This window comes from Bacillus cereus group sp. BfR-BA-01309 (genome assembly GCF_022664315.1).
GTDB lineage: Bacteria > Bacillota > Bacilli > Bacillales > Bacillaceae_G > Bacillus_A > Bacillus_A mobilis.
Genome location: NZ_JAKUHE010000019.1, coordinates 44827 through 66132, shown reverse-complemented (window position 1 = coordinate 66132; position 21306 = coordinate 44827). Strand labels below are relative to the sequence as shown.

Here is a 21306-nt window from a genome sequence, read left to right as displayed (position 1 = left end):
CGTTTTTTCATAAATGAAGGAATAGAACATTTAGAGTAAAGGGAGAGTATGAAGCGATTATAAGGTTAAAAAATCAAGGGTTTCTTATAAAATGATAAAGATATGAAAAGAAATGTAATTATTATTAAAAAATAAAGGAGAAAGAAACAGCAAACAAAAACATAGAAAAAAGTAGGCATATATAGTAAAAAGTAATTATGAAACAATATAAACCGAAAGAATTTTCAGAAATGCTTAATGTCTCTGTTAAGACATTGCAAAGGTGGGACAATCAGTTTCTTCGTAAAATGGGAGTGGAAATTATGATTGTTAACAATGAAAAACTATCTCCTCAAGAAGAACTTGTTCAGGATTTAATATCTATCATTCATGTATTTAGCTGTAGAATATATGGGTTGAGAAAATACAAAAAGAAAATGTCGGAGGATGAAGACTTATGAAAAGAGCATATGTAATAGAAATCAAACCGACAACTGAACAAGTTAGTAAAATCCGTCAAACTATTGGGGTGTGTCGATATGTATATAACCTGTATATCTCTAAAAATAAAGAGGTATATGAGTCGGAGGGGAAATTTCTTAGTGGCTATGACTTTTCTAAATGGCTAAACAACATTCATACAAAAGAGTGTGACCAGTGGATTAAAGAAGTGTCGAGCAAAGCGGTAAAACAAGCAATTATGAATGGAGATAAAGCTTTTAAGCGATTTTTTAAAGGTTTATCTAAGTTTCCACGATATAAAAAAAAGAATAAGCAAGATGTGAAGTGCTACTTCCCGAAAAACAACAAAACAGATTGGACAGTAGAAAGACATAGAGTAAAAGTCCCTACAATTGGTTGGATAAGGTTAAAAGAGTATGGATATATTTCAAAAAATACAACTGTAAAAAGTGGTACAGTATATCAAAGAGCAGGAAGATACTATGTGTCTATACTCTGTGAAGTGAAAGAGGTAAAACCAAATGCAACTCTCAATGCAGTAGGTCTAGGAATTGATTTGGGAATTAAAGACTTCGCTGTACGTAGCGATGGAAAAACTCACAAAAATATAAATAAAACAGTACAAGTAAAAAAGATAGAAAAACGGTTAAAACGTGAACAACGCTCTTTATCACGCAAATTTGAAAATCTAAAAAAGAGAGGTGAACAACCTGTTACTAACAAAAGAGCAAATATAGATAAAAATATTCTTAGGGTGCAAAAGTTATGTGCTCGATTAGCGAATATTCAACTAGAGTATGTAAAGTCTATTGTAAATGATGTGGTGAAAACCAAGCCAACGTTTATTACAGTAGAAGATTTGAATGTGAAAGGTATGATGAAGAACAAACATCTATCTAAAGCTGTAGCACAACAATGTTTTTATGCTTTTAAAACATGGTTATCAACTAAATGTAGGGAATATGGAATTGAACTACGTCAAGTAGATAAATTCTATCCCTCGTCAAAGTTATGTTCATGTTGCGGTCAAAAAAAGTCGGATTTAAAGCTGTCTGACCGAGTATATACATGTGATTGTGGAAATGTAATGGATAGAGATTTAAATGCATCTATCAACCTTTTACAAGCAAAAAAATATACAATACTAACGTAAATAGATTGTATATATGTACGGTGGGCTACATCGGAATTTACGCCTGTGGAGTGTCACAGCAAACTGTAGTAGCAAGTGATTAGCGAGGCAGGGCACGTAGAAGCAGGAATACTCTAAGAATATACATTTGTCTATACTTTTAGTAGCAGATTATTTTTATATGGAATTAAGACAGTTAGAGTATTTCATGACACTTTATAAAGAACTTCATTTTACAAAAGCAGCAGATAAGCTAGGTATTACGCAACCTACATTAAGCCATCAAATTAAAGCACTTGAAGACGAAATAGGTATGCCGTTATTTGACCGCATGGGAAAGAAAATAGCCATAACTGACGTTGGGTCTATCTTAGCCAACGAATGTAAAAATATTTTTAATGCATTAGATAATGTAAAAGAACAAATCAGTGAATTAAAGGAGATAAAAGGAGGTAAAATTGCAATTGCCACTTTGCCTGGCGAACTAACAGACTTAGTCTCCACTTTATTATTAGATTTTCATAAAAATTATCCAGAGGTAACAGTAAAAATTATAAGTTCGGATGAAATACTAGAATTAATAAACCAGAATCAGGTTAATTTTGCTGTTACCATTGATTCTTCCGAGTACGTATTCGAAGATGAAAAAATTGTAAAAATACCATTATACACAGAAGAGTTATTTTTAGTGGTATCAAATAACCATTCACTAGTTAATGAACAAGAAATACAATTCTCGGAATTGAATAAATTACCATTAATCTTGTTCCCAGACAGTCATGAATGCAGAAAGTTATTGAATTATACATGTTTACCACAAAAAATAAACTTGTCTCCAATTATTGAGACCTCTAGTATCGAATCGTTATTTGATCTTGTTAGAAATGAATTTGGAGTGACAATTGTCTCTAAAACTTTACTTGATATTACTGTAGATAATGATTTATCAGCAATTCCTATAGTAAATCCTAGAATTAGTAGGAAAGTTAACCTTATTTTGCGTAGAGATAAATTTATTGGGTTTGGCACTAGAAATTTTATTGAATTACTTACAAATGAAATTACAAAATTAGGGTTCCCTATTTCTGAACAAAGTAAAGAACAGATAAGAAATTTAATTAAATAATGATTGAATTTCGAGTAACTATTAGAGGGGAGATAGAACATATCTATCATTATAATAGAAAAAGTAACATTGCCCTATGTTGTTATAGATATATAATTTAATTAAAGTTTCAATTAGTTTAGATCATCAAAAAAATGTCTTAGAACTTATTTATGAGATGAATATTAATTTATAAGCATTAAATATTTGTGAAGCTTTAATTGACGAACGTATTTTTTGACTTTTCTTGAAAGTGGATTACACTATAAAAATTTTAGAGAGTAGATAATTTGAAAGTAGGTAAAAAAATGTGTGGCTATGTAGGGTGCTTGTATAATACTGCAAAAAGATATTCAGAAACAGAGAAAATACAATTTGAAAATATGACGAATCTGTTATACCACCGTGGTCCGGATGACCAGGGATATTTTCGTGACGAGCATGTTCAATTTGGTTTTAGACGGTTAAGTATTATTGATTTGGATGCGGGACATCAACCGCTAGCATATGAAAATGAGCGCTATATACTTATGTTTAATGGTGAAATTTATAATTATATAGAATTACGTGAAATGTTAATTAAACAAGGAGCGTGTTTTTCAACTCAGTCAGATACGGAAGTTATTGTTGCGTTGTATGCCCAAGTAAAAGAAGAATGTGTGAATTATCTTCGTGGAATGTATACTTTTGTTATTTGGGATCGTCAAGAGAAAAAAATATTTGGTGCTCGCGATCATTTTGGAATTAAACCACTTTACATTGCACAACAGAACGATATAACTTTCTTCGCATCTGAAAAGAAAAGTATCTTACATGTAATGCAAGATAAGGGGGTAAATCCAACTGCTCTCCAACATTATTTTACGTACCAATACGGACCAGAACCAGAAACATTAACAAATGATATTAATAAAATCGAACCCGGTCATTATTTCATAAAAGAAATTGGAAAAGAGATAGAGATTTATCGCTACTGGAAACCATATTTCAATGCTTCAGATACCACAAAAGAGGAACACATTCGAGCAATTCGTGATGTATTATATGACTCAGTAAAAGTACATATGCGCAGTGATGTTCCAGTAGGTGCATTCTTATCTGGCGGGATTGACTCATCTATTATTGCTTCTATTGCAAAAGAAATAAATCCCAATCTCCTAACATTCTCTGTTGGTTTTGAGCACCGTGGATTTAGTGAAATAGATGTAGCGAAAGAAACTGCTGAGAAATTAGGAGTAAAAAATTATAGTGTGTTGGTAACACCACAAGAATTTATGAATGAATTCCCAAAAATTATGTGGCACATGGATGATCCATTAGCAGATCCAGCAGCAGTACCATTGTACTTTGTTGCAAAAGAAGCACGTAAACATGTAACAGTTGTTCTGTCTGGTGAAGGTTCAGACGAGCTATTTGGCGGATATAATATTTATCGTGAGCCAAACTCTTTAAAAATGTTCTCATACATTCCTACTTCCGGGAGAACGGTTTTAAAAGCTTTAAGTGGAGTACTTAAAGAAGGGTTTAAAGGGAAAAGTTTTCTAGAGCGTGGATGTACACCAATTGAAGAACGTTATTATGGTAATGCAAAGATCTTCCGTGAAGAAGAGAAAATTAAGTTAATAAAGTCTTACAATGAAAGTGTTAACTATAAGGATGTAACCAAACCACTGTATAATGAAATTAAGGATTATGATGATGTAAGTAAAATGCAATACATTGATATGTACACATGGTTACGTGGAGATATTTTATTAAAAGCGGATAAAATGTCTACAGCTCACTCACTAGAATTACGTGTTCCATTTCTAGATAAAGAAGTCTTTGATGTCGCTTCTAAAATTCCAACAGAATTAAAAATTGCCAATAGAACTACAAAGGCTATTTTACGTGAAGCCGTACGTGGTATTGTTCCAGATCATGTACTAGATCGTAAGAAACTCGGTTTTCCAGTGCCAATCCGTCATTGGTTAAAAGATGAAATGTATGACTGGGCTCTGAATATTATTAAAGAAAGTAAAACCGAACATTTAATTGATAAAAGATATGTATTAAACTTACTGGAGGCACATCGCACAGATAAAGGTGATCATAGTCGTAAAATTTGGACAGTATTAGCCTTTATGGTATGGCACCAAATTTATATAGAACATACATATGATACGAATTTATTTAGTGAAGAGTGTCGAGTATATAATTTAGTTTAAAATTACATGTCCATCAATTTAAGAATTATATAACGGCTCCAAACAAAACTGTCCATTTTTACTTGGAGGGATAGCATCAACAAAACGTGAATTTCGTCCGCTAAGCAATTTTTCACATAGAAAAGGCCAATACCCTGTACGCTAAGGGTATTGGCCTTTTTATCAGTGTAAGAAACATTCAACCGATAATTACAAATCATCATTAAAATACGAACGTATATACTTCAATAACAGCTAATCAAATGATAAGAAAACCACTGTAGTATATTTAACCATTTGCTAGTATGCCAGAGCAGTTCGCGTGTATTAAAGAAATGATACAGGAGCAAACAAAGATCCCGCGTCCAATCATAACGCAAGATGCAAAAGAAAGAATTGAAAATAAGCTGTTAACTTCATATTTAGGTGAGGAAGAGGTTTTACCTACATATTATAAAAATGGCTAACTATATAAAAATTACATAACAGTAGCTGATATAAATCCGTTAAATAGTCCGATTAATTGTACAGAGGTTTTTCGTAATCAAAAAATGTTTAAGTTTGGAGATGGAATTGAAGGGAATGAGAGGGGCGAAATAAAAATAATTATCTCTTCCTAACTTAATTATATCATGTAAATCAAGTTCGAAATAGACTGTTTATTCGTATTTACTCCTGCTACAATCAAGAACACATGCATAGTAAGGAGAGATGTTACATGAGTTCTTTCGTTCTCGATTTTCAGGAAATAGAAAACACGCAGCTTTCACTAGTTGGTGGAAAAGGTTTGAATTTAGGGGAGTTAACAAACATTCAAGGTATACAAGTACCTGAAGGTTTTTGTGTTACAACGGTAGGATATGAAAAGGCTATCGAGCAAAATGAAGAGATACAAACTTTGTTGGAGCAACTAACAAAGTTAAAAATGGAAGAGCGAGCTCAAATTGGTGAAATGAGTAAGAAGATTAGAGAAGTTATTATGGCTGTAGAAATCCCTTCTGATGTAGTGGAAGCGGTAACTCATTATCTCTCACGTTTTGGAAATGAACATGCATATGCCGTGCGTTCTAGTGCGACGGCTGAAGATTTACCGTATGCCTCGTTTGCTGGTCAACAAGATACGTATTTAAATATTATCGGAGAAGAAGCGATTTTGCAGCATGTAAGAAAGTGCTGGGCTTCTTTATTTACAGAGCGAGCAGTTATGTACCGCATGCAAAATGGTTTTGAACATAATCAAGTTTCTATATGTGTTGTCGTTCAAAAAATGGTATTCCCTGAGGCATCGGGTATTTTATTTACGGCTGATCCGGTTACTTCTAACCGAAAGGTATTATCAATTGATGCAAGTTTTGGACTTGGTGAGGCGTTAGTATCAGGACTGGTTTCTGCCGATAATTATAAAGTAAAAGAAGACGAAATTACCGAAATGATGATAGCGACTAAAAAATTAGCTATTTATGCTGTAAAAGAGGGCGGAACAGAGACGAAACAGATTGAACCAGCTCAGCAAAAGCTTCAAACATTGTCTGAACAACAAATTTTACAACTAGCACAGATCGGAAGACAGATTGAAGCTTATTTTGGTTGTCCGCAAGATATTGAATGGTGTTTAGTGGATGATACATTTTATATTGTCCAAAGTCGCCCAATCACGACTTTATATCCAATCCCTGAAGAAAATGATGGGGGAAATCATGTGTATATATCAGTTGGCCATCAACAAATGATGACCGATGCGATGAAACCGCTTGGGTTATCTTTTTTCCTGTTAACGACTAATGCTCCTATGCGTAAAGCGGGAGGAAGGCTGTTTGTGGATGCTACACCAAGATTAGCTTCACCTGCTAGCAGAGATTTCTTAATAAACACTTTAGGGAAGTCTGATCCACTTATACGAGATGCATTAACGACTATAGTTGAGCGAGATGACTTTATTACATTGTTACCAGATGATGAAAAAGGGAAGAGTGCTGGCAAAAGTGTGCCACCTGCAAGCTCGCAATCAGAAGTCGAAAAAGCCCCGACAATCGTTACGAATTTAATAAAGAATAGTGAAGCATCAATTGAAGAGTTAAAACAAAACATGCAAATGAAATCAGGGGTGGATGTACTTGATTTTATTGTGGAAGATATCCAGCAATTAAAGAAAGTATTATTTAATCCGCAAAATATTGCTGTCATTATGGCTGGTATGAATGCTTCAACATGGATCAATGAAAAGATGGAGCAATGGTTAGGCGAAAAGAATGCAGCGGACACACTTTCTCAATCGGTACAAAACAATATTACGTCTGAAATGGGGCTAGCATTAATGGATGTTGCTGATGTGATTCGGCCATATCCGGAAGTTATTGCGTATTTACAACATGTAGAAGATGATAGCTTTTTAAATGAACTAGTTCAGTTTAAAGGCGGGGAGAAAGCTCGAGATGCCATCTCTGCTTTTCTAAATAAATACGGAATGAGATGCAGCGGAGAAATTGACATTACGAAAACACGCTGGATTGAAAAGCCAACTACAATTATCCCGATGATTTTAAATAATATAAGAGATTTTGAATATGGTGCGAGTAAACGAAAGTTTGAAGAAGGACTGCAAGAAGCTTTGAAAAAAGAAGAAGAGTTAGTAAATCGATTGAAGCAAATGCCGGATGGAAAACAAAAAGTAGAAGAAACGAAGCGAATGATTCGTAATATCCGTAATTGTATCGGCTATCGTGAATATCCAAAATACGGCATGATTAATCGTTATTTCATATATAAGCAGGCATTATTAAAAGAAGCTGAGCAACTTGTGCAGAGCGGTGTCATTCATGAAGTCGATGATATATACTATTTAACTTTTGAAGAACTTCACGAAGTTGTTCGCACGAATAAACTAGATTACGAGCTTATCCAAAAACAAAAAAAAGATTACAAATTATATGAAAAACTAACGCCTCCTCGTATCATGACGTCTGATGGAGAAATCATTACGGGTAAATATAAACGAGAAAACCTCCCAGCTGACGCGATTGTAGGTTTGCCTGTTTCTTCAGGAGTTATAGAGGGAAGAGCTCGCGTTATTTTAAACATGGAAGAAGGGAATTTAGAAGAGGGCGATATATTAGTTACTGCTTTTACTGATCCGGGCTGGACACCGTTATTTGTGTCCATAAAAGGGTTAGTCACTGAAGTTGGCGGACTTATGACGCACGGAGCAGTGATTGCACGTGAATATGGATTACCAGCAGTCGTTGGAGTAGAGAATGCTACTAAATTAATAAAAGACGGACAACGAATTCGGGTACATGGGACTGAAGGGTATATTGAAGTGTTGTAATGAAATAAAAGATCATCCGCTATTATAGTGGATGATCTTTTGTTATATAGCTGGCTTATTTCTTCAAACCAGCCGCATAAAAAGGTCCATGAACTGCGATTGTAGATAAAATACGAGCAATTTCCTCAGGTGTTTCTTTTTGCCCGTTATTTAACCATTGCTGAATAACACCAATATGAGCAGATGCCATATAAGAAGCTAAGTATTGGCTTGGGACAAGTAAATTCTCCTTATTAATGAGAGCACCATTCGTATCTTCAAATATTGTTTTCCACATAAAGTCTTTCAGTTTTGTTTGGAAAGATAAATCTCCTTTTGAACTTAATATAGCTTTCATAAAATCACTATTTTCATTTAAAAATTCAAGAATAGAAGTGATAAGTATAAACGGCATTGTTGGGGAAGGATTGGAACCAAGATCAGCAATAACTTCAGGCAATCTCTGTTTGGCGATGCTAGAAACCTCATACATAATTTCTTCTTGGCATTTCGTCATTAAATCAAATTTATCTTGATAATGCGCATAGAAAGTACCGCGATTTATGTTTGCTGTCGTTGTAATATCTTTCACCGTAATGGCGTCAAAACCTTTTTCTTCAATTAGTTCCACCAATGCATTTCGTATGGCAGTTTTCGTGCGAACAACACGTAAATCTAAATTACTATCACGCAAAGCACGTCCCTCCTTCATTTTAGCCAACACATTTCAAAGATGTGTCTTATAACCGACACATTCACGATTTTTGATTATTGTATAAGGTTCAACTCGAACATATAATTCAAATATAAATAAACAACACGTTGTTGGTTATTATAAATCAAATGATAGGAGGAGAAAAGAAAATGTTTAAAAATAAACTGTTATATGTATCACCAGTTATTGCACTACTTGTTGTTTTTATTTTTTCATTAACGTTATTTCCAACTGTTCAACCTCAGCCGAAAAACTTGCCAATCGCAATTGTAAATGAGGATCAAGGAGTAGAAATTCCGAATCAACCGAAAATGAATATGGGACAAACGATTATTGATAATATGAAAAAGACATCAAAATCAGAGGAAGAACCTGCGGTGAAGTGGGTAGAAGTGAAAAATAAAGAAGCAGTTCAAAAAGGCTTAAATAATCAAGAGTATTACGCAGCATTAGTTATTCCGAAAGACTTTAGTACAAAGCAGGCATCATTACGAACACCACAGCCATCTTCGCCAGAGGTAGAAATATTCATCAATCAAGGAATGAATACAGCGGCTTCAACTATGGCAGGACAAATGTTAAATGGTGTAGTTGATAATATGAACAATACTGTTCGCGCGCAACTATTAGAAGGATTGAAAGCAAAAGGAGCTACAGTAACAGCAGATCAAGTTTCAAATGTAGTAACACCGATTGCAAAGAAAGTGACAAATGTGAATGAAACCGGCAAAAATAGTGCGAACGGTAACTCGCCGATGTCTTTATTCCAGCCGTTATGGATTGCAAGTTTAGCGAGCGCAGCAATTATATTTATTGCGATAAGTAAAATGCCAGTAGGTACAAGAAAAGAAAACTTCGTATTAAAACTAAAACAAATCGTAACAGGAGCAGTTGCGACACTTGTAATTGGATTTGGCCTTACATGGATCGCGGATGGTATGGTAGGGTTAAATATTTCGAACTTCACAGATACGGCACTGTTTTTATCTATTACATCCTTTAGTTTCTTCTTAATGATATCGGCGGTACTTTCATTAGTTGGACTAAAAGGAATTGGTGTATTCGCTCTTTTACTATTCTTCGGGGCACCATTATTATCACTAGCACCGGAAATGTTGTCGCCATTTTACCAAGACTGGGTGTACGCATGGTTGCCAATGCGATTTATGATTGAAGGGCTTAGAGAAATATTCTTCTTCGGAAAAGGGTTAAGCTGGAGTACACCTCTTACTGTACTCGTTTGGATTGGTGGAGTAAGTATGGTTATTATTTTAGCGACTGCTCTTAAACGTAGTGTAATAAAGGAACAAAAAACGGGATTAAACGCATAAAAGATAAAAACGTTTCACTAGGAGTGAAGCGTTTTTTGATTTGTATTAACTTATCGGGAAAGCAAGCAGGATAGATTTTTCTATATTTTAAAGGGAATAGAAAATGCGGTATCATTTTATATACATGCTCCTGCTATTTCAAATTGCATAAAATGTTATGCGAAATAATGGAGGGGATACGATGGATAATTCGAATTATTATGATTGGTATAGGCAAAATGATAAGTTGATTCGTGATATTGAGAAAGCAATTAATGGAGAGTTTAGTGCAATAAGTTGCTATGCGAAATTAGCTAACATGGCTCCGAATGAAGCGGAACGAAATCAAATTCTTGAAATTCGTAATGATGAAATAAAGCATTTTCATCAGTTTGTACAAATCTATACAAATTTAACAGGTCAGCAGCCAAAACCACAAATTACGGAAGAATGTCCAAATACGTACTTACAAGGATTAGAATTTGCGATACAAGATGAACAGAAGACAGTAGATTTTTACTTGGAAATTTCAGATGAAACATCGGATGCACATCTGAAAGAGTTGTTGCGCAGAATAGCTGCAGATGAACAAAATCATGCGGTGTGGTTTTTATATTATTTTGTGAAGACGAAGTGAATGTTGAAGGAATTAAAACCGTTTCACGAGTAGTGAGCGGTTTTTTTGATGAAATACAGGTTAGATATCTTTGAAGGTGTAGTGGTTAATTTTGGTGTATAATGTATAAAACGAAAATGAATAAAGGGAGAAGTAAGCATAAGAAAGGGGAACGGCAATATGGAGAGAAGCACAGTTAAAGAATATATAATTCGAATTGCTACTGAAGAGGAAAGCGATAGCATTATTACTCTATTAAAAGAAGTAGCAGAGTGGCTACAATATAAAGAAGTGGATCAGTGGCAGTATTTGTTAGGCGGAGAAGCTACGGCTGAAATACTAAAATGTATAAGAGAGAAGTATACATATGTGGTTATGAAAGAAAATGAAATTGTCGGTACAGTTGCAGTATCTCCTAAACAAAATGAATGGGATGAGCGTATTTTTGGTAAGGCGGAAGTTGCTGATTCTTTATATATTCATAGATTTGCGGTGAAACGGAAATATAAGGGGAATGGAATCGGAGAGTGGATTTTACAATGGATAGACGAGAATGTACAATGTGATAAAGAATACTTGAAGTTAGATTGCGTGGGGCATAATCGTACGTTGAATGACTTTTATAAGAGTAGTGGTTTTGATTATATTGGAAGTACGGATGGACTTAGTAAGTTTCAAAAGAAAAGGAGAAAGTGAATGACTCAAATACATAAAGATTTAGCTAAAAGGTTGATAGGGGAACAGTTTCCTGAATGGGCACATTTAGAAGTGAAGCCTGTAAAGTTTAGTGGGCATGATAATAGAACGTTTCATCTAGGGGATGAGATGAGTGTAAGAATGCCAAGTGATGCGGCATATGCGCCACAAGTAGAGAAAGAAAATAAGTGGCTACCTATATTAAGTAAGGAGCTTTCTTTACCGATTTCTGCACCAGTTGCGAAAGGAAATCCATCTGAAGAGTATCCATTGCCTTGGTCTATTAATAAGTGGATAGAAGGAGATACTGTTACGAAACAAAATGTCCGTGACCTAAATGAATTTGCGGCGGACTTAGGATCATTTTTAGTGGAATTGCAAGCTATTGATGCGAGTAACGGCCCAATAGCTGGAGCACATAATTTTTACCGAGGCGGGTTTATATCTATATACGATGAAGAAGCGAGAGATGCGATCGAAAATAATAAGGACGTTTTTGATGAAACAGTATTAAAGCATCTTTGGAATTTAGCCCTTCAGTCAACGTGGGAGCGTAAACCAGTTTGGGTTCATGGAGATGTTGCACCAGGAAACTTACTCGTTAAGGACGGAAAGCTTTGTGCCGTAATTGATTTTGGTATTTTAGGAGTAGGCGATCCGGCTTGTGATGTAGCGATGGCATGGACATTTTTTGATAAGAATAGCAGAACCGTATTTAAAGAAGTATTGCGCATAGATGAAGAAACATGGAATAGAGCAAGAGGATGGGCGCTTTGGAAAGCGTTAATTACATATGATGCGAATAAGACTAGTAATAAAATAGTGGCAGACGAATCGTATCGTGTGATTCAAGTGATTGTGGATGATTATGAGAAGTAGTAGAAAAAGCCTATTTTAAAATAGGCTTTTTTATATGCTGAAATATTAGAAACTGAAAGAAGGAATCTAACATGATTATACAGAATATTTAGATAATAGGAGGTGTCGAATTTTGAGTGAAATTGAATTAAAAAGGAATGTAATTAAGACTGGGAGTGAGAAGGGGGTTATTCTCCGGTTTATACTCGCTAGTCTAGTTGGGGTGTTTATGTTTTTCGTACCAGTTACGATAAATGGTGCTTCGTCCATTATGATTGATCATATCGTATCATGGATTCGGACTTCGGTTCCGAGCGTAGTACCTTATTACGCTCTACTCGTTATGATAATGGGTGCAATCTATCCGTTTTATACGAAAAAGTGGAATGCATCTATCGTAGATATTTGTTTTTCTATTTTAAAAGTAGTTGGCGTCGTTTTTGGTGTATTATATTGTTTGAAAGTAGGGCCGGCTTGGTTCTTTGCACCAGATGTAGGGCCGTTTTTGTATGAGAAACTAGTCATATCGGTAAGTTTACTCGTGCCAATTGGCTCAGCCTTTTTAGCGTTATTAGTCGGGTACGGATTACTTGAGTTTATCGGTACGTTTTGCCGTCCCATTATGAGACCGTTATGGAAAACACCAGGACGATCAGCAATTGATGCAGTTGCCTCTTTTGTAGGGAGTTATTCTTTGGCTTTATTAATTACGAACCGCGTATATAAAGAAGGAAAGTATACGACAAAAGAAGCAGCTATTATCGCTACAGGTTTTTCTACAGTATCCGCAACATTTATGATCATCATCGCAAAAACATTAGACATTATGCATTTATGGAATGTTTATTTTTGGACTACTCTCGTTGTAACATTCATCGTAACTGCTATCACTGTAAGAATCCCACCACTTAGTAGAAAACCAGATACATATGTAACGAAAGAAGGGTTCCCAGAGCCTGTTTATAAAGAAAAAATGTTAGAACGCGCTTGGGAAGATGCGCTAGAAGTATCGAAATCTGCACCGAGTATTATGAAAAATATCGCAGTGAATTTAAAAGACGGTTTTATTATGACGATGGGAATTTTGCCATCTATTATGTCAGTAGGATTAATTGGTATCGTCTTAGCGAAATTCACGCCAATATTTGATTGGATCAGCTATATTTTCTATCCATTTACGTGGGCTTTACAATTACCAGAAGCAGAACTAGCTGCTAAAGCCGCATCTGTTGGTATTGCGGAAATGTTTTTACCTTCTCTTTTAGTTGTAAGTGCGCCACTTGTGACAAAGTTTGTCATTGCGGTTGTTTCGGTATCATCCATATTATTTTTCTCAGCTTCCATTCCTTGTATTTTATCAACAGACATTCCGTTAAAAGTATCGGAACTTATTATTCTCTATGTACAAAGAACGATATTAACGTTACTTATCATTACACCGATTGCTTATTTGTTGCTGTAAATTTTTAAAAGATAAAGTTATAACAAAAGAAGCCTTCTGTAAAAGGAAGGCTTCTTTTGTTTAAAAGCGGGGTATTCCCACATCACTATCAAGCTAAGAAAATCAAATATCCTAAAACGTGAAAATGTACTATTTTCTGTTTTTGTGATGTTTTTATTTATTTTTTGAATATGACGTCATGCTTCTTAAGAAGATTCCTAGTCCTGCAAAAAAGAAACCTAAGCATAATAAGCTGCCTGGCGTGCCCCAAGTAATTTGATCTAGCATTTTTATCCCCTCCCGTTTATCATTATATAGTATTTATTGGAAATTATCCAAATTTTCTTTTTCAGAGGTGCAATATTAACGATTATTGATGAGCCTTCCTACCATATAACGGAAGAGTATATTCGAAAAGTGATTCTATCAATTATATTCTTTTATTCTGATAATCTGTTTTTGTTTCGTATGATATAGTAACAACAAAGGGGGCTTACAAATGGAAATGATTCATGAAAGAGTAAAGTTACGGTTAATAGATAGTGATGATGTCGAAACTTTGTTTTCGATTGTAGAAGGAAATCGGGATATTTGGGCGTATTTAATCTCTAAAATGGATACTGCGCAAGATATGCAGCAATATGTGCAAAAAGCGATACAGGGTTATGGAAAGGGTACTCAAATACCTTTCGTTGTAGTGGATCAACAGACGAATACGATTGTAGGAAGTACACGTCTATATAATATTTCAGTAGAAGATAAAACAGTCGAATTAGGACAAACGTGGTATCATCCAAGTGTGCAACGTACGAGTATCAATACAGAGTGTAAGTATATGCTTCTCCAGTATGCTTTTGAAAAACTGCATATGCTGAGAGTACAAATTAAGACGGATGCAAGAAACGAAAAGGCACAACGAGCAATTGAAAGGTTAGGTGCAGTAAAAGAGGGTGTGCTTAGAAATGAAAGAAAATTGCCAAACGGTCATGTGAGAGATGCGGTTGTGTATAGTATTATCGCAAGTGAATGGCCAGTTGTGAAAGCTCGTTTATTGGAAAAATTAGAATTGTATAAAGAAAAGTTATAATTCGTGTTTTGAAAGGTATATTGTTCGTGATGTAAGAAAAATATACCTTTTTTCTTACAAAATGCTACTTTATTTTAATTCCTTTTGTTTCATCGTTCCCTTCTGAGAAAAAATTCGTTACAATGTAGTTGTATGGTAATAAACTTATGAATTTAAAACATGTAATGAAAACCGCAAATAAAAATGAATTGATAATCCTCAATTTTAAATGAAAACCCTTTTATACATAAATAACAAGTAAAGTTCCTTCTTTTAAATAAACTCAAATAAAACGATTTGATATAAATGTTTTTTATAGAAGTATGGATGATGTACGGAGGCAATTACAAATGGAAGAAAATAAGAAGAGTAAGAAAAGACGAATCTTTCAAGTATTTTTACTAATGATTTGTTCTGCTATTTTATATGTAAGTTATGCAGCTTACGATATTTGGAGTTATCGTTTTAAAACAAATGATGGCGTGAAAACGGATGCTGGTATCGTACTAGGAGCGGCTTCTTGGAACGGAAAACCATCTCCTGTATTTAAAGAAAGAATTAATCATGCGATTTCTTTATATAAAAACGGAAATATTAAAAAGATTATTTTTACAGGTGGTACAAAGTTCGAGGCAGAACTTGAGGAAGCGCGTACTGCAAGAGTATATGCAATGAAACAAGGTGTAAAAGACGAAGATATTTTAATTGAAACAAAATCCCTTTTCACTGAAGAAAACTTAAAGAATGCGAAGGAAGTTGGAATAGAGAACGGAATACGCACATACACGATTGTAAGTGATCCACTTCATATGAAACGCGCAATGAGAATCGCAAAACATATTAATATTGAAGCGTATGCTTCACCAACGCCGACATCAGCATATAAAACGTTAGACACAGAAATACCATTCTTCTTTAAAGAATTATTCTCGTACATTGGATATGTAACCTCTTTGCCATTAAAGGCATTGAAGGGTGACTAACATAAGAAAAGAACCTATCTTAAAATAGGAACTTTTCTTATTGGTCAAAAACATTGTATTTTTATCGGAATAGTGAAACAATAGAGAGGTAGCTTCATATAATCATAATGAAAAAATGAGCGGTTGATGAATCGAACATAAAGGAGATTATAGTATGGCACTCTCATTTGTTGAAACAGAAGAACAATCTTTCATTATTGCACAAATAAATAAATTGATTCCGAAGTTCATGGAAAGGGAGCATCAACTAAGTGAATTAGGATCATTTCCGTATGAAAATATAAGTGATTTGAAAGATATCGGATATACGAAATTAACGTTACCGAAAGACTTTGGTGGTAGTGCGATTTCTTTATATGACTTCGTTTTATTTCAAGAAAAAATTGCAGAAGGCTGCGGAGCTACTGCATTATCGATTGGCTGGCATCTTGGTATTGTGAAAGAGTTAGCGGAAAATCGTTCTTGGAATGATGAGATGTTCAAATGGTTTTGCGAAGAAGTGCGTAACGGTGCGCTCTTTAACCGGGCAGCAACAGAGCCGAAAACAGGGAGTCCGACGCGTGGCGGTAAGCCAGAAACAATAGCGGTTCAACAAGGCGAGAAGTGGGTTATAAATGGAAGAAAAACTTTTACAACGATGGCGCCAATACTTGATTATTTTATTATTTCAGCAAGTATCGAAGGCCGAGAAGAAGTTGGTGAGTTTGTCATTCCAAGAAATACGCTCGGTGTATCCATTGAAGAAACGTGGGATAGCGTTGCGATGCGAGGGACTGCTAGTCATGACCTCGTCTTACAAAATGTAGAGATAGAAAGTCGCTTTTTTACGAATGTATTGGGCGGGAAAGTAAAACAAAAGGGTATTGGCTGGTTGCTACATATACCAGCATGTTATTTAGGAATTGCACAAGCAGCAAGAAATTATGCAGTTCAGTTTGCGGGATCATACAAGCCAAATAGTTTAAATCATTCTATTAGTTTATTGCCGAATGTTAGAAGATTAGTTGGAGAATTAGAACTTGAGCTTATGCAAGCTCGCGTCTTTTTATATCAAATTGCGAAAAAGTACGATGAGGCAGAGGATAAACTATCATTACAAGCCGAACTAGCAGCAGTGAAATATGCTGTAACGAATGCGGCAATATCTATTGTAGATAAAGCAATGCGCATCGTAGGAGCAAAAAGTTTATCAGAAAAAAATCCGCTTCATCGCTACTATTTAAACGTCAGAGCAGGATTGCACAATCCGCCGATGGATGATGCCACACTGTCTATATTAGCGGATGCGGCGTTTCGGTCGTAGTTTTTTTAACTTACATTTTATTATTTATGGACAATATAGTTGTTTTGAAAGCACGTGTTTGATTATTAATCAAACACGTGCTTTTTATGTGTACGACGTACCAAATTGAGATGTAGATTTTTGATATAAATGATTATCATGATTCTGTAATTGTTCCTTGATGGAAAAACATTTGCCACCTTCCATCTATCAGTTTCCAAATGGAGCTTCGCAAAGTATTCTGCATTCTAGTTTCATCTCTTACAAGATATGTCGCCAACACAGTATCCGTCGATAAAGGATATATTTCAAAATTAGAAAGAGTCATTTCTCTCACACTAAGTCCGTCTCCACCAACGGAATCCTTTTTATACCAAATGTCTCCCGAACTTCCAAACTCAAAAAAGTTGTCTGCAAGTAGCTTGTCCAGTTCTACGGGATTTGTACGAGTTTTAGGTTCTAATAATTTTTTCTCTAGTTCACATAAATGCTTTTTTAATTCAGAGTGCTTTTTCACGTGATCATCCCCATATATTAATTATCGTACAACAACGAAACTGCTCTTTTTAACTAACGAAAATATTTTTGACTAGTTAGATAATTTGTTGCGTATTATTATAATCCCAGTATAGAAGCGTTGTAAACATTTGTCGTATTTAATCCCAAATTAAAGGTCTTTCCAAGTTTATCATACGTAAATATTGTAAAAATTGACCTGCATGAACTGCATCATGATAGGCAATTCGTAATAGCATGTCGCCTAAATATCTTTGATAGCCAACATCACTTCGATCAATAAGGGTTGAATCTAGCTCAGCGATGCTTATGGATTCAACGTATTCTATGAAGTCAGTAAAGTATAGTTGTGCCAATTCAATTTCTTTTTTTACACAAGTAATTGGCTCGTTATCATACGGGATATGCATGTCATTTATTGAGCCGTTGTTTTTTAAAATCATATGATAGTAAAAAGTTGAGGTCCAAACATGACGAATCATCTCACCAAAGGACATAGCCTCATGATCAGGCTTCCAATTAAGAAAATTATCGGGAAGAGAATTCCATAATTTTTCTGAGCGCCTTCTCGTTTCTTTCAAATTTAATATACTAAGATCAATTGCATTCATAATACATTCTCCTTTACTATTAAACTTAAAATAATTGTATCAATTTAACAGTTAGGGTATCATCGAAATATGAATGTATATCCGAATATCTCATATATAGCTAAACTAATTGCTGAACCTACAAGAGCAATTATCTTAGATTGTTTAATGAACAATCAGGCACTACCTGCTAGCGAATTGGCTTATAAGGCAAAAGTGTCACATCCAACGATTAGTTCTCACCTTTCTAAATTAGTAGAGGGGAATCTACTTACAGTTGAACAACATGGTAGACATCGGTATTATCGACTTGCTAATCAAGAGGTAGCAGAAGTTCTTGAAAAGTTAGGAACAATTGCACCAATAGTCCAAGTTCGGTCTTTAAAACAATCGGATCAACTAAAACGAATTCGTTATGCTCGAACTTGCTATGATCATCTTGCAGGCAGACTCGGTGTAGAGATAACTGAAAAATTACTACATAGGGAATTTATAATTTTAAAGGAAGGAGAATACATTGTAACGGAACAAGGTAAACGATGGTTTCTAAATTTTGGGATAAATATTGAAACGGCAAATATAAAGAGAAGGATATTTGCAAAACCTTGTCTTGATTGGAGTGAACGACGCTACCATATTTCTGGTTGGTTAGGATCTGCAATAGCAAAACTATTTTTTGAACAGGAATGGATTACAAAAACGGATAAAAATCGGGCTGTTCATCTTACCCAAAAAGGTATGAAGTTATTGAAAGACCAATTAGGCATTGACATGGAAGATAAAAAAGGCCATCAAAATACAGTGCCTCCTATCGAGTAAACAGTATTAAATAACCTGAGTTCTATATTTATATAGACTCAGGTTATTTAATTTTTTAAAAAATCCTTGATAATATTTGCGCACGGCAACTTTAACCTCATTTGCCTTACGGAAAGAGGTTAAATGAAAACATAGTAGTTGAGGCAATTCTATTAAATTAGTAATCATATTACTTAAAAATTATGCGTAAGAATATAGTAAATGAAGGGAGATATAAAATGAATAAAATTAAACTGAAAGTATTAAATGTAAGATATGTAGTGATATGTATTTTATTCACTATTATATGTATCCTCACTTCATTCTTCATTTCTAGTAATTCCAGCGTATTTAAATCATTTTATATGAATCAATTATTGGGAACGAATTCTACTAAAGGTCTTATGTATATGATAGGAAGTGAAAATCGTTATTTTGCTGAAGAATTTCATAAAGAAAAAGGACGAGCGTCTTTGGAATCTTTTTTACTGTCACTTTCTACAAACATTAATGTAAATGATCTTCGAAGTTTATTAACTCGAGAACTTCCTAATATGAATCAATTTTATTCGGAAATATTAATTGCTGGGGAAGGAACAGATTATACGAACATTCCGGAAGAATCCAGTGTTCCTTTAGATAACATTAAAGATAAAGGTACTGCTATTGAACACCCAAAGAGTGGGAAAGAAAACAATTCTACTGGTGAAAATTCAAATACACAAAATAACGGTGAAAATAAAGTTTTTATTTATCATACACATAGTTGGGAAGCGTTTATTCCTCTCATTCCAGGTGCTTCGATACCTGATGATGCTTCCAGTACAAATAATGAAGTGAATATTACGTTTGTTGGAAACTATTTAAAACAAAAATTAGAAGAAAAAGGAATAGGTGTTTCACATGATACGACAAATATGAGGGATTTTCTGCGAAATAAAAATTTAAATTGGGCCCAATCCTACAAAGGTTCCCGTCAAATATTACAAGATAAATTGGCACAGGATAAAAATATTATGTTTCCAATGGACCTTCATAGAGATGATGCACGAAAAAATATTACAACAAAAAATATTAACGGAAAGAATTATGCTCGGCTTTATTTTATTTTAGGACGAGAAAATCCTAACTATGAAAAAAATAAAAAAATAGTAACGGCAATAAATTCATATTTAGACGAGAAGTATTACGGTTTAAGCCGAGGGATTTTTATTAAAGATCGTAAAAGCGGGAACGGAGTATATAATCAAGATCTTTCTCCAAATGCATTACTTATTGAAATGGGAGGGGTAGATAATACACCAGAAGAATTGTATGCGTCAGTTGATGCATTAGTAGAAGCATTTAGCCACTATTATAATGGAGTAACGAAGAATAATAATTAAAAAAAAAGGAGTGATACCTAGTCAGAAGTGCTAGGTGTTACTCTTTTTTTGTAGAATATAAAATCACCAATAAACGTCATCGAATGAAAAAAATCTTTCTTTTCATTCTTATTTTTACAGATTTATAGGAGAATGCTAGGTTTCTTATTTTTACTAATGTTATAATAAGAAAAAAGCACGAAAAGAGGTCATCTCATGCTAGAGGTTATTGCAACATGTTTAGAAGATGTGAAACGAATTGAACGAGCTGGCGGGAAGCGAATTGAATTAATTTCATCTTATACAGAAGGCGGTTTAACGCCGAGTTATGCATTTATTAAAAAAGCGGTAGAAGCAGTACATATACCGATTCACGTTATGATTCGTCCGCATGCGAAGTCTTTTACATATACGGAAGAAGAAATTGAAATGATGAAGGAAGATATCATTATCGCGCAGAAATTAGGTGCAGCTGGTGTTGTATTAGGTGTACTAAACGAACGAAATGAAGTGGATGAAGAGAAATTAGCGGATTTACTATCTGTTGTAGATGGAATAAATGTAACGTACCACCGTGCGATAGATGATATAGAAAATCCAGTAGAAGCGATCAGAATTTTAAAGAAGTTTCATAAAGTGACTCACGTGTTAACTTCAGGTGGACAAGGAAATATAGTAGAGAATATTCCGGTGCTTGCAGATATGCAAAAGGTAAGCGAAGGTCAAATTCAACTTGTTGCTGGAGCTGGTGTGACGAAAGAAAATATAAAGCGATTGCTAGATGAAACTGGAATTACGCAAGCGCATGTCGGTACAGCGGTAAGAGAAGGGAAATCATGTTTTTCTGAAATTGATCTTAATTTAGTACAAGAATTAGTTCAAATCATACAATAAACACGTAAG

At 34.6% G+C, this 21306-nt stretch carries 18 protein-coding genes and 2 pseudogenes; 17 read left to right on the top strand and 3 right to left on the bottom strand.

Annotation, left to right across the window (positions count from 1 at the left end; translation table 11 throughout):
• Positions 1-284: 284 nt before the first annotated feature.
• From MR115_RS25430 to ppsA, 6 genes and pseudogenes are all read left to right on the top strand, one after another.
• A pseudogene (locus MR115_RS25430) lies at positions 285-440 on the top strand (IS607 family transposase); the annotation flags it as partial.
• Entirely contained in the window at positions 437-1594 is a 1158-nt protein-coding gene (locus MR115_RS25425; protein ID WP_242243167.1) for an RNA-guided endonuclease InsQ/TnpB family protein, read from the top strand. The pseudogene MR115_RS25430 and the gene MR115_RS25425, both read left to right, overlap by 4 nt.
• A 160-nt stretch (positions 1595-1754) precedes the next feature.
• On the top strand, positions 1755-2699 hold the full coding sequence (locus MR115_RS25420) for a LysR family transcriptional regulator (RefSeq protein WP_063260374.1): 945 nt from the start codon (positions 1755-1757) through the stop codon (positions 2697-2699).
• Positions 2700-2986: 287 nt separating this feature from the next.
• The gene (gene asnB, locus MR115_RS25415) at positions 2987-4885 is read left to right on the top strand and encodes an asparagine synthase (glutamine-hydrolyzing) (RefSeq protein ID WP_242243180.1); all 1899 of its coding nucleotides are present in this window, start codon (positions 2987-2989) and stop codon (positions 4883-4885) included.
• Positions 4886-5169: 284 nt separating this feature from the next.
• Positions 5170-5484, top strand: a pseudogene (locus MR115_RS25410) (YolD-like family protein).
• A gap of 98 nt (positions 5485-5582) precedes the next feature.
• Positions 5583-8189 (top strand): phosphoenolpyruvate synthase, encoded by a 2607-nt coding sequence (gene ppsA / locus MR115_RS25405; RefSeq protein ID WP_242243166.1) that lies wholly within the window; start codon positions 5583-5585, stop codon positions 8187-8189.
• A gap of 55 nt (positions 8190-8244) precedes the next feature.
• Here the strand turns inward: ppsA and MR115_RS25400 are convergent, their stop codons facing one another.
• Entirely contained in the window at positions 8245-8862 is a 618-nt protein-coding gene (locus MR115_RS25400; RefSeq protein ID WP_242243165.1) for a TetR/AcrR family transcriptional regulator, read from the bottom strand.
• A 170-nt stretch (positions 8863-9032) separates the two neighbouring features.
• On the opposite strand from MR115_RS25400, the gene MR115_RS25395 reads away from it, so the two are divergent.
• From MR115_RS25395 to MR115_RS25360, 8 genes are all read left to right on the top strand, one after another.
• Positions 9033-10214: a YhgE/Pip domain-containing protein gene (locus tag MR115_RS25395; RefSeq protein WP_242243164.1), complete on the top strand. Its 1182-nt coding sequence runs from the start codon at positions 9033-9035 to the stop codon at positions 10212-10214.
• Between the two features lie 181 nt (positions 10215-10395).
• Positions 10396-10830: a ferritin-like domain-containing protein gene (locus MR115_RS25390; protein ID WP_097818926.1), complete on the top strand. Its 435-nt coding sequence runs from the start codon at positions 10396-10398 to the stop codon at positions 10828-10830.
• Between the two features lie 159 nt (positions 10831-10989).
• Complete coding sequence (locus MR115_RS25385) at positions 10990-11505, top strand: GNAT family N-acetyltransferase (protein WP_097818925.1); 516 nt, start codon at positions 10990-10992, stop codon at positions 11503-11505.
• The gene (locus MR115_RS25380) at positions 11506-12384 is read left to right on the top strand and encodes an aminoglycoside phosphotransferase family protein (RefSeq protein WP_097818924.1); all 879 of its coding nucleotides are present in this window, start codon (positions 11506-11508) and stop codon (positions 12382-12384) included. It abuts the gene before it with no gap.
• A gap of 112 nt (positions 12385-12496) precedes the next feature.
• A complete protein-coding gene (locus MR115_RS25375; RefSeq protein ID WP_242243163.1) occupies positions 12497-13825 on the top strand; it encodes a YjiH family protein in 1329 nt (442 codons plus the stop codon).
• A gap of 478 nt (positions 13826-14303) precedes the next feature.
• Positions 14304-14891 carry a GNAT family N-acetyltransferase gene (locus MR115_RS25370; RefSeq protein ID WP_242243162.1) on the top strand — a complete coding sequence of 196 codons (588 nt, stop codon included), beginning with the start codon at positions 14304-14306 and terminating at the stop codon, positions 14889-14891.
• Positions 14892-15220: 329 nt separating this feature from the next.
• Entirely contained in the window at positions 15221-15853 is a 633-nt protein-coding gene (locus MR115_RS25365) for a YdcF family protein (protein WP_242243161.1), read from the top strand.
• A 154-nt stretch (positions 15854-16007) separates the two neighbouring features.
• Entirely contained in the window at positions 16008-17156 is a 1149-nt protein-coding gene (locus MR115_RS25360; protein WP_242243160.1) for an acyl-CoA dehydrogenase family protein, read from the top strand.
• 136 nt (positions 17157-17292) lie between these two features.
• On the opposite strand, the gene MR115_RS25355 is transcribed toward MR115_RS25360, so the two are convergent.
• The gene (locus MR115_RS25355; protein WP_242243159.1) at positions 17293-17652 is read right to left on the bottom strand and encodes a nuclear transport factor 2 family protein; all 360 of its coding nucleotides are present in this window, start codon (positions 17650-17652) and stop codon (positions 17293-17295) included.
• Positions 17653-17791: 139 nt separating this feature from the next.
• Positions 17792-18262 (bottom strand): DinB family protein, encoded by a 471-nt coding sequence (locus tag MR115_RS25350; RefSeq protein ID WP_242243158.1) that lies wholly within the window; start codon positions 18260-18262, stop codon positions 17792-17794.
• A 69-nt stretch (positions 18263-18331) separates the two neighbouring features.
• Here MR115_RS25350 and MR115_RS25345 point away from each other — a divergent pair, with 69 nt between their 5' ends.
• The 3 genes from MR115_RS25345 to MR115_RS25335 all read left to right on the top strand — a co-directional run bounded on the left by MR115_RS25345 (position 18332) and on the right by MR115_RS25335 (position 21297).
• On the top strand, positions 18332-19060 hold the full coding sequence (locus tag MR115_RS25345; protein ID WP_242243157.1) for an ArsR/SmtB family transcription factor: 729 nt from the start codon (positions 18332-18334) through the stop codon (positions 19058-19060).
• A gap of 218 nt (positions 19061-19278) precedes the next feature.
• Positions 19279-20424, top strand: coding sequence for a stage II sporulation protein P (locus MR115_RS25340; protein ID WP_242243156.1), 1146 nt, complete (start codon positions 19279-19281; stop codon positions 20422-20424).
• A 195-nt stretch (positions 20425-20619) separates the two neighbouring features.
• Positions 20620-21297: a copper homeostasis protein CutC gene (locus MR115_RS25335; RefSeq protein ID WP_242243155.1), complete on the top strand. Its 678-nt coding sequence runs from the start codon at positions 20620-20622 to the stop codon at positions 21295-21297.
• Positions 21298-21306: the final 9 nt, after the last annotated feature.

Bases quoted from the DNA above. Each gene is read 5' to 3' on its own strand.
- MR115_RS25365 (WP_242243161.1), top strand. From the start codon at position 15,221: ATGGAAGAAAATAAGAAGAGTAAGAAAAGACGAATCTTTCAAGTATTT.
- MR115_RS25345 (WP_242243157.1), top strand. From the start codon at position 18,332: ATGAATGTATATCCGAATATCTCATATATAGCTAAACTAATTGCTGAA.
- MR115_RS25385 (WP_097818925.1), top strand. From the start codon at position 10,990: ATGGAGAGAAGCACAGTTAAAGAATATATAATTCGAATTGCTACTGAA.
- MR115_RS25395 (WP_242243164.1), top strand. From the start codon at position 9,033: ATGTTTAAAAATAAACTGTTATATGTATCACCAGTTATTGCACTACTT.
- MR115_RS25370 (WP_242243162.1), top strand. From the start codon at position 14,304: ATGGAAATGATTCATGAAAGAGTAAAGTTACGGTTAATAGATAGTGAT.
- MR115_RS25390 (WP_097818926.1), top strand. From the start codon at position 10,396: ATGGATAATTCGAATTATTATGATTGGTATAGGCAAAATGATAAGTTG.
- ppsA (WP_242243166.1), top strand. From the start codon at position 5,583: ATGAGTTCTTTCGTTCTCGATTTTCAGGAAATAGAAAACACGCAGCTT.
- MR115_RS25340 (WP_242243156.1), top strand. From the start codon at position 19,279: ATGAATAAAATTAAACTGAAAGTATTAAATGTAAGATATGTAGTGATA.
- MR115_RS25420 (WP_063260374.1), top strand. From the start codon at position 1,755: ATGGAATTAAGACAGTTAGAGTATTTCATGACACTTTATAAAGAACTT.
- MR115_RS25425 (WP_242243167.1), top strand. From the start codon at position 437: ATGAAAAGAGCATATGTAATAGAAATCAAACCGACAACTGAACAAGTT.
- MR115_RS25350 (WP_242243158.1), bottom strand. From the start codon at position 18,262: ATGAATGCAATTGATCTTAGTATATTAAATTTGAAAGAAACGAGAAGG.
- MR115_RS25380 (WP_097818924.1), top strand. From the start codon at position 11,506: ATGACTCAAATACATAAAGATTTAGCTAAAAGGTTGATAGGGGAACAG.
- MR115_RS25360 (WP_242243160.1), top strand. From the start codon at position 16,008: ATGGCACTCTCATTTGTTGAAACAGAAGAACAATCTTTCATTATTGCA.
- asnB (WP_242243180.1), top strand. From the start codon at position 2,987: ATGTGTGGCTATGTAGGGTGCTTGTATAATACTGCAAAAAGATATTCA.
- MR115_RS25335 (WP_242243155.1), top strand. From the start codon at position 20,620: ATGCTAGAGGTTATTGCAACATGTTTAGAAGATGTGAAACGAATTGAA.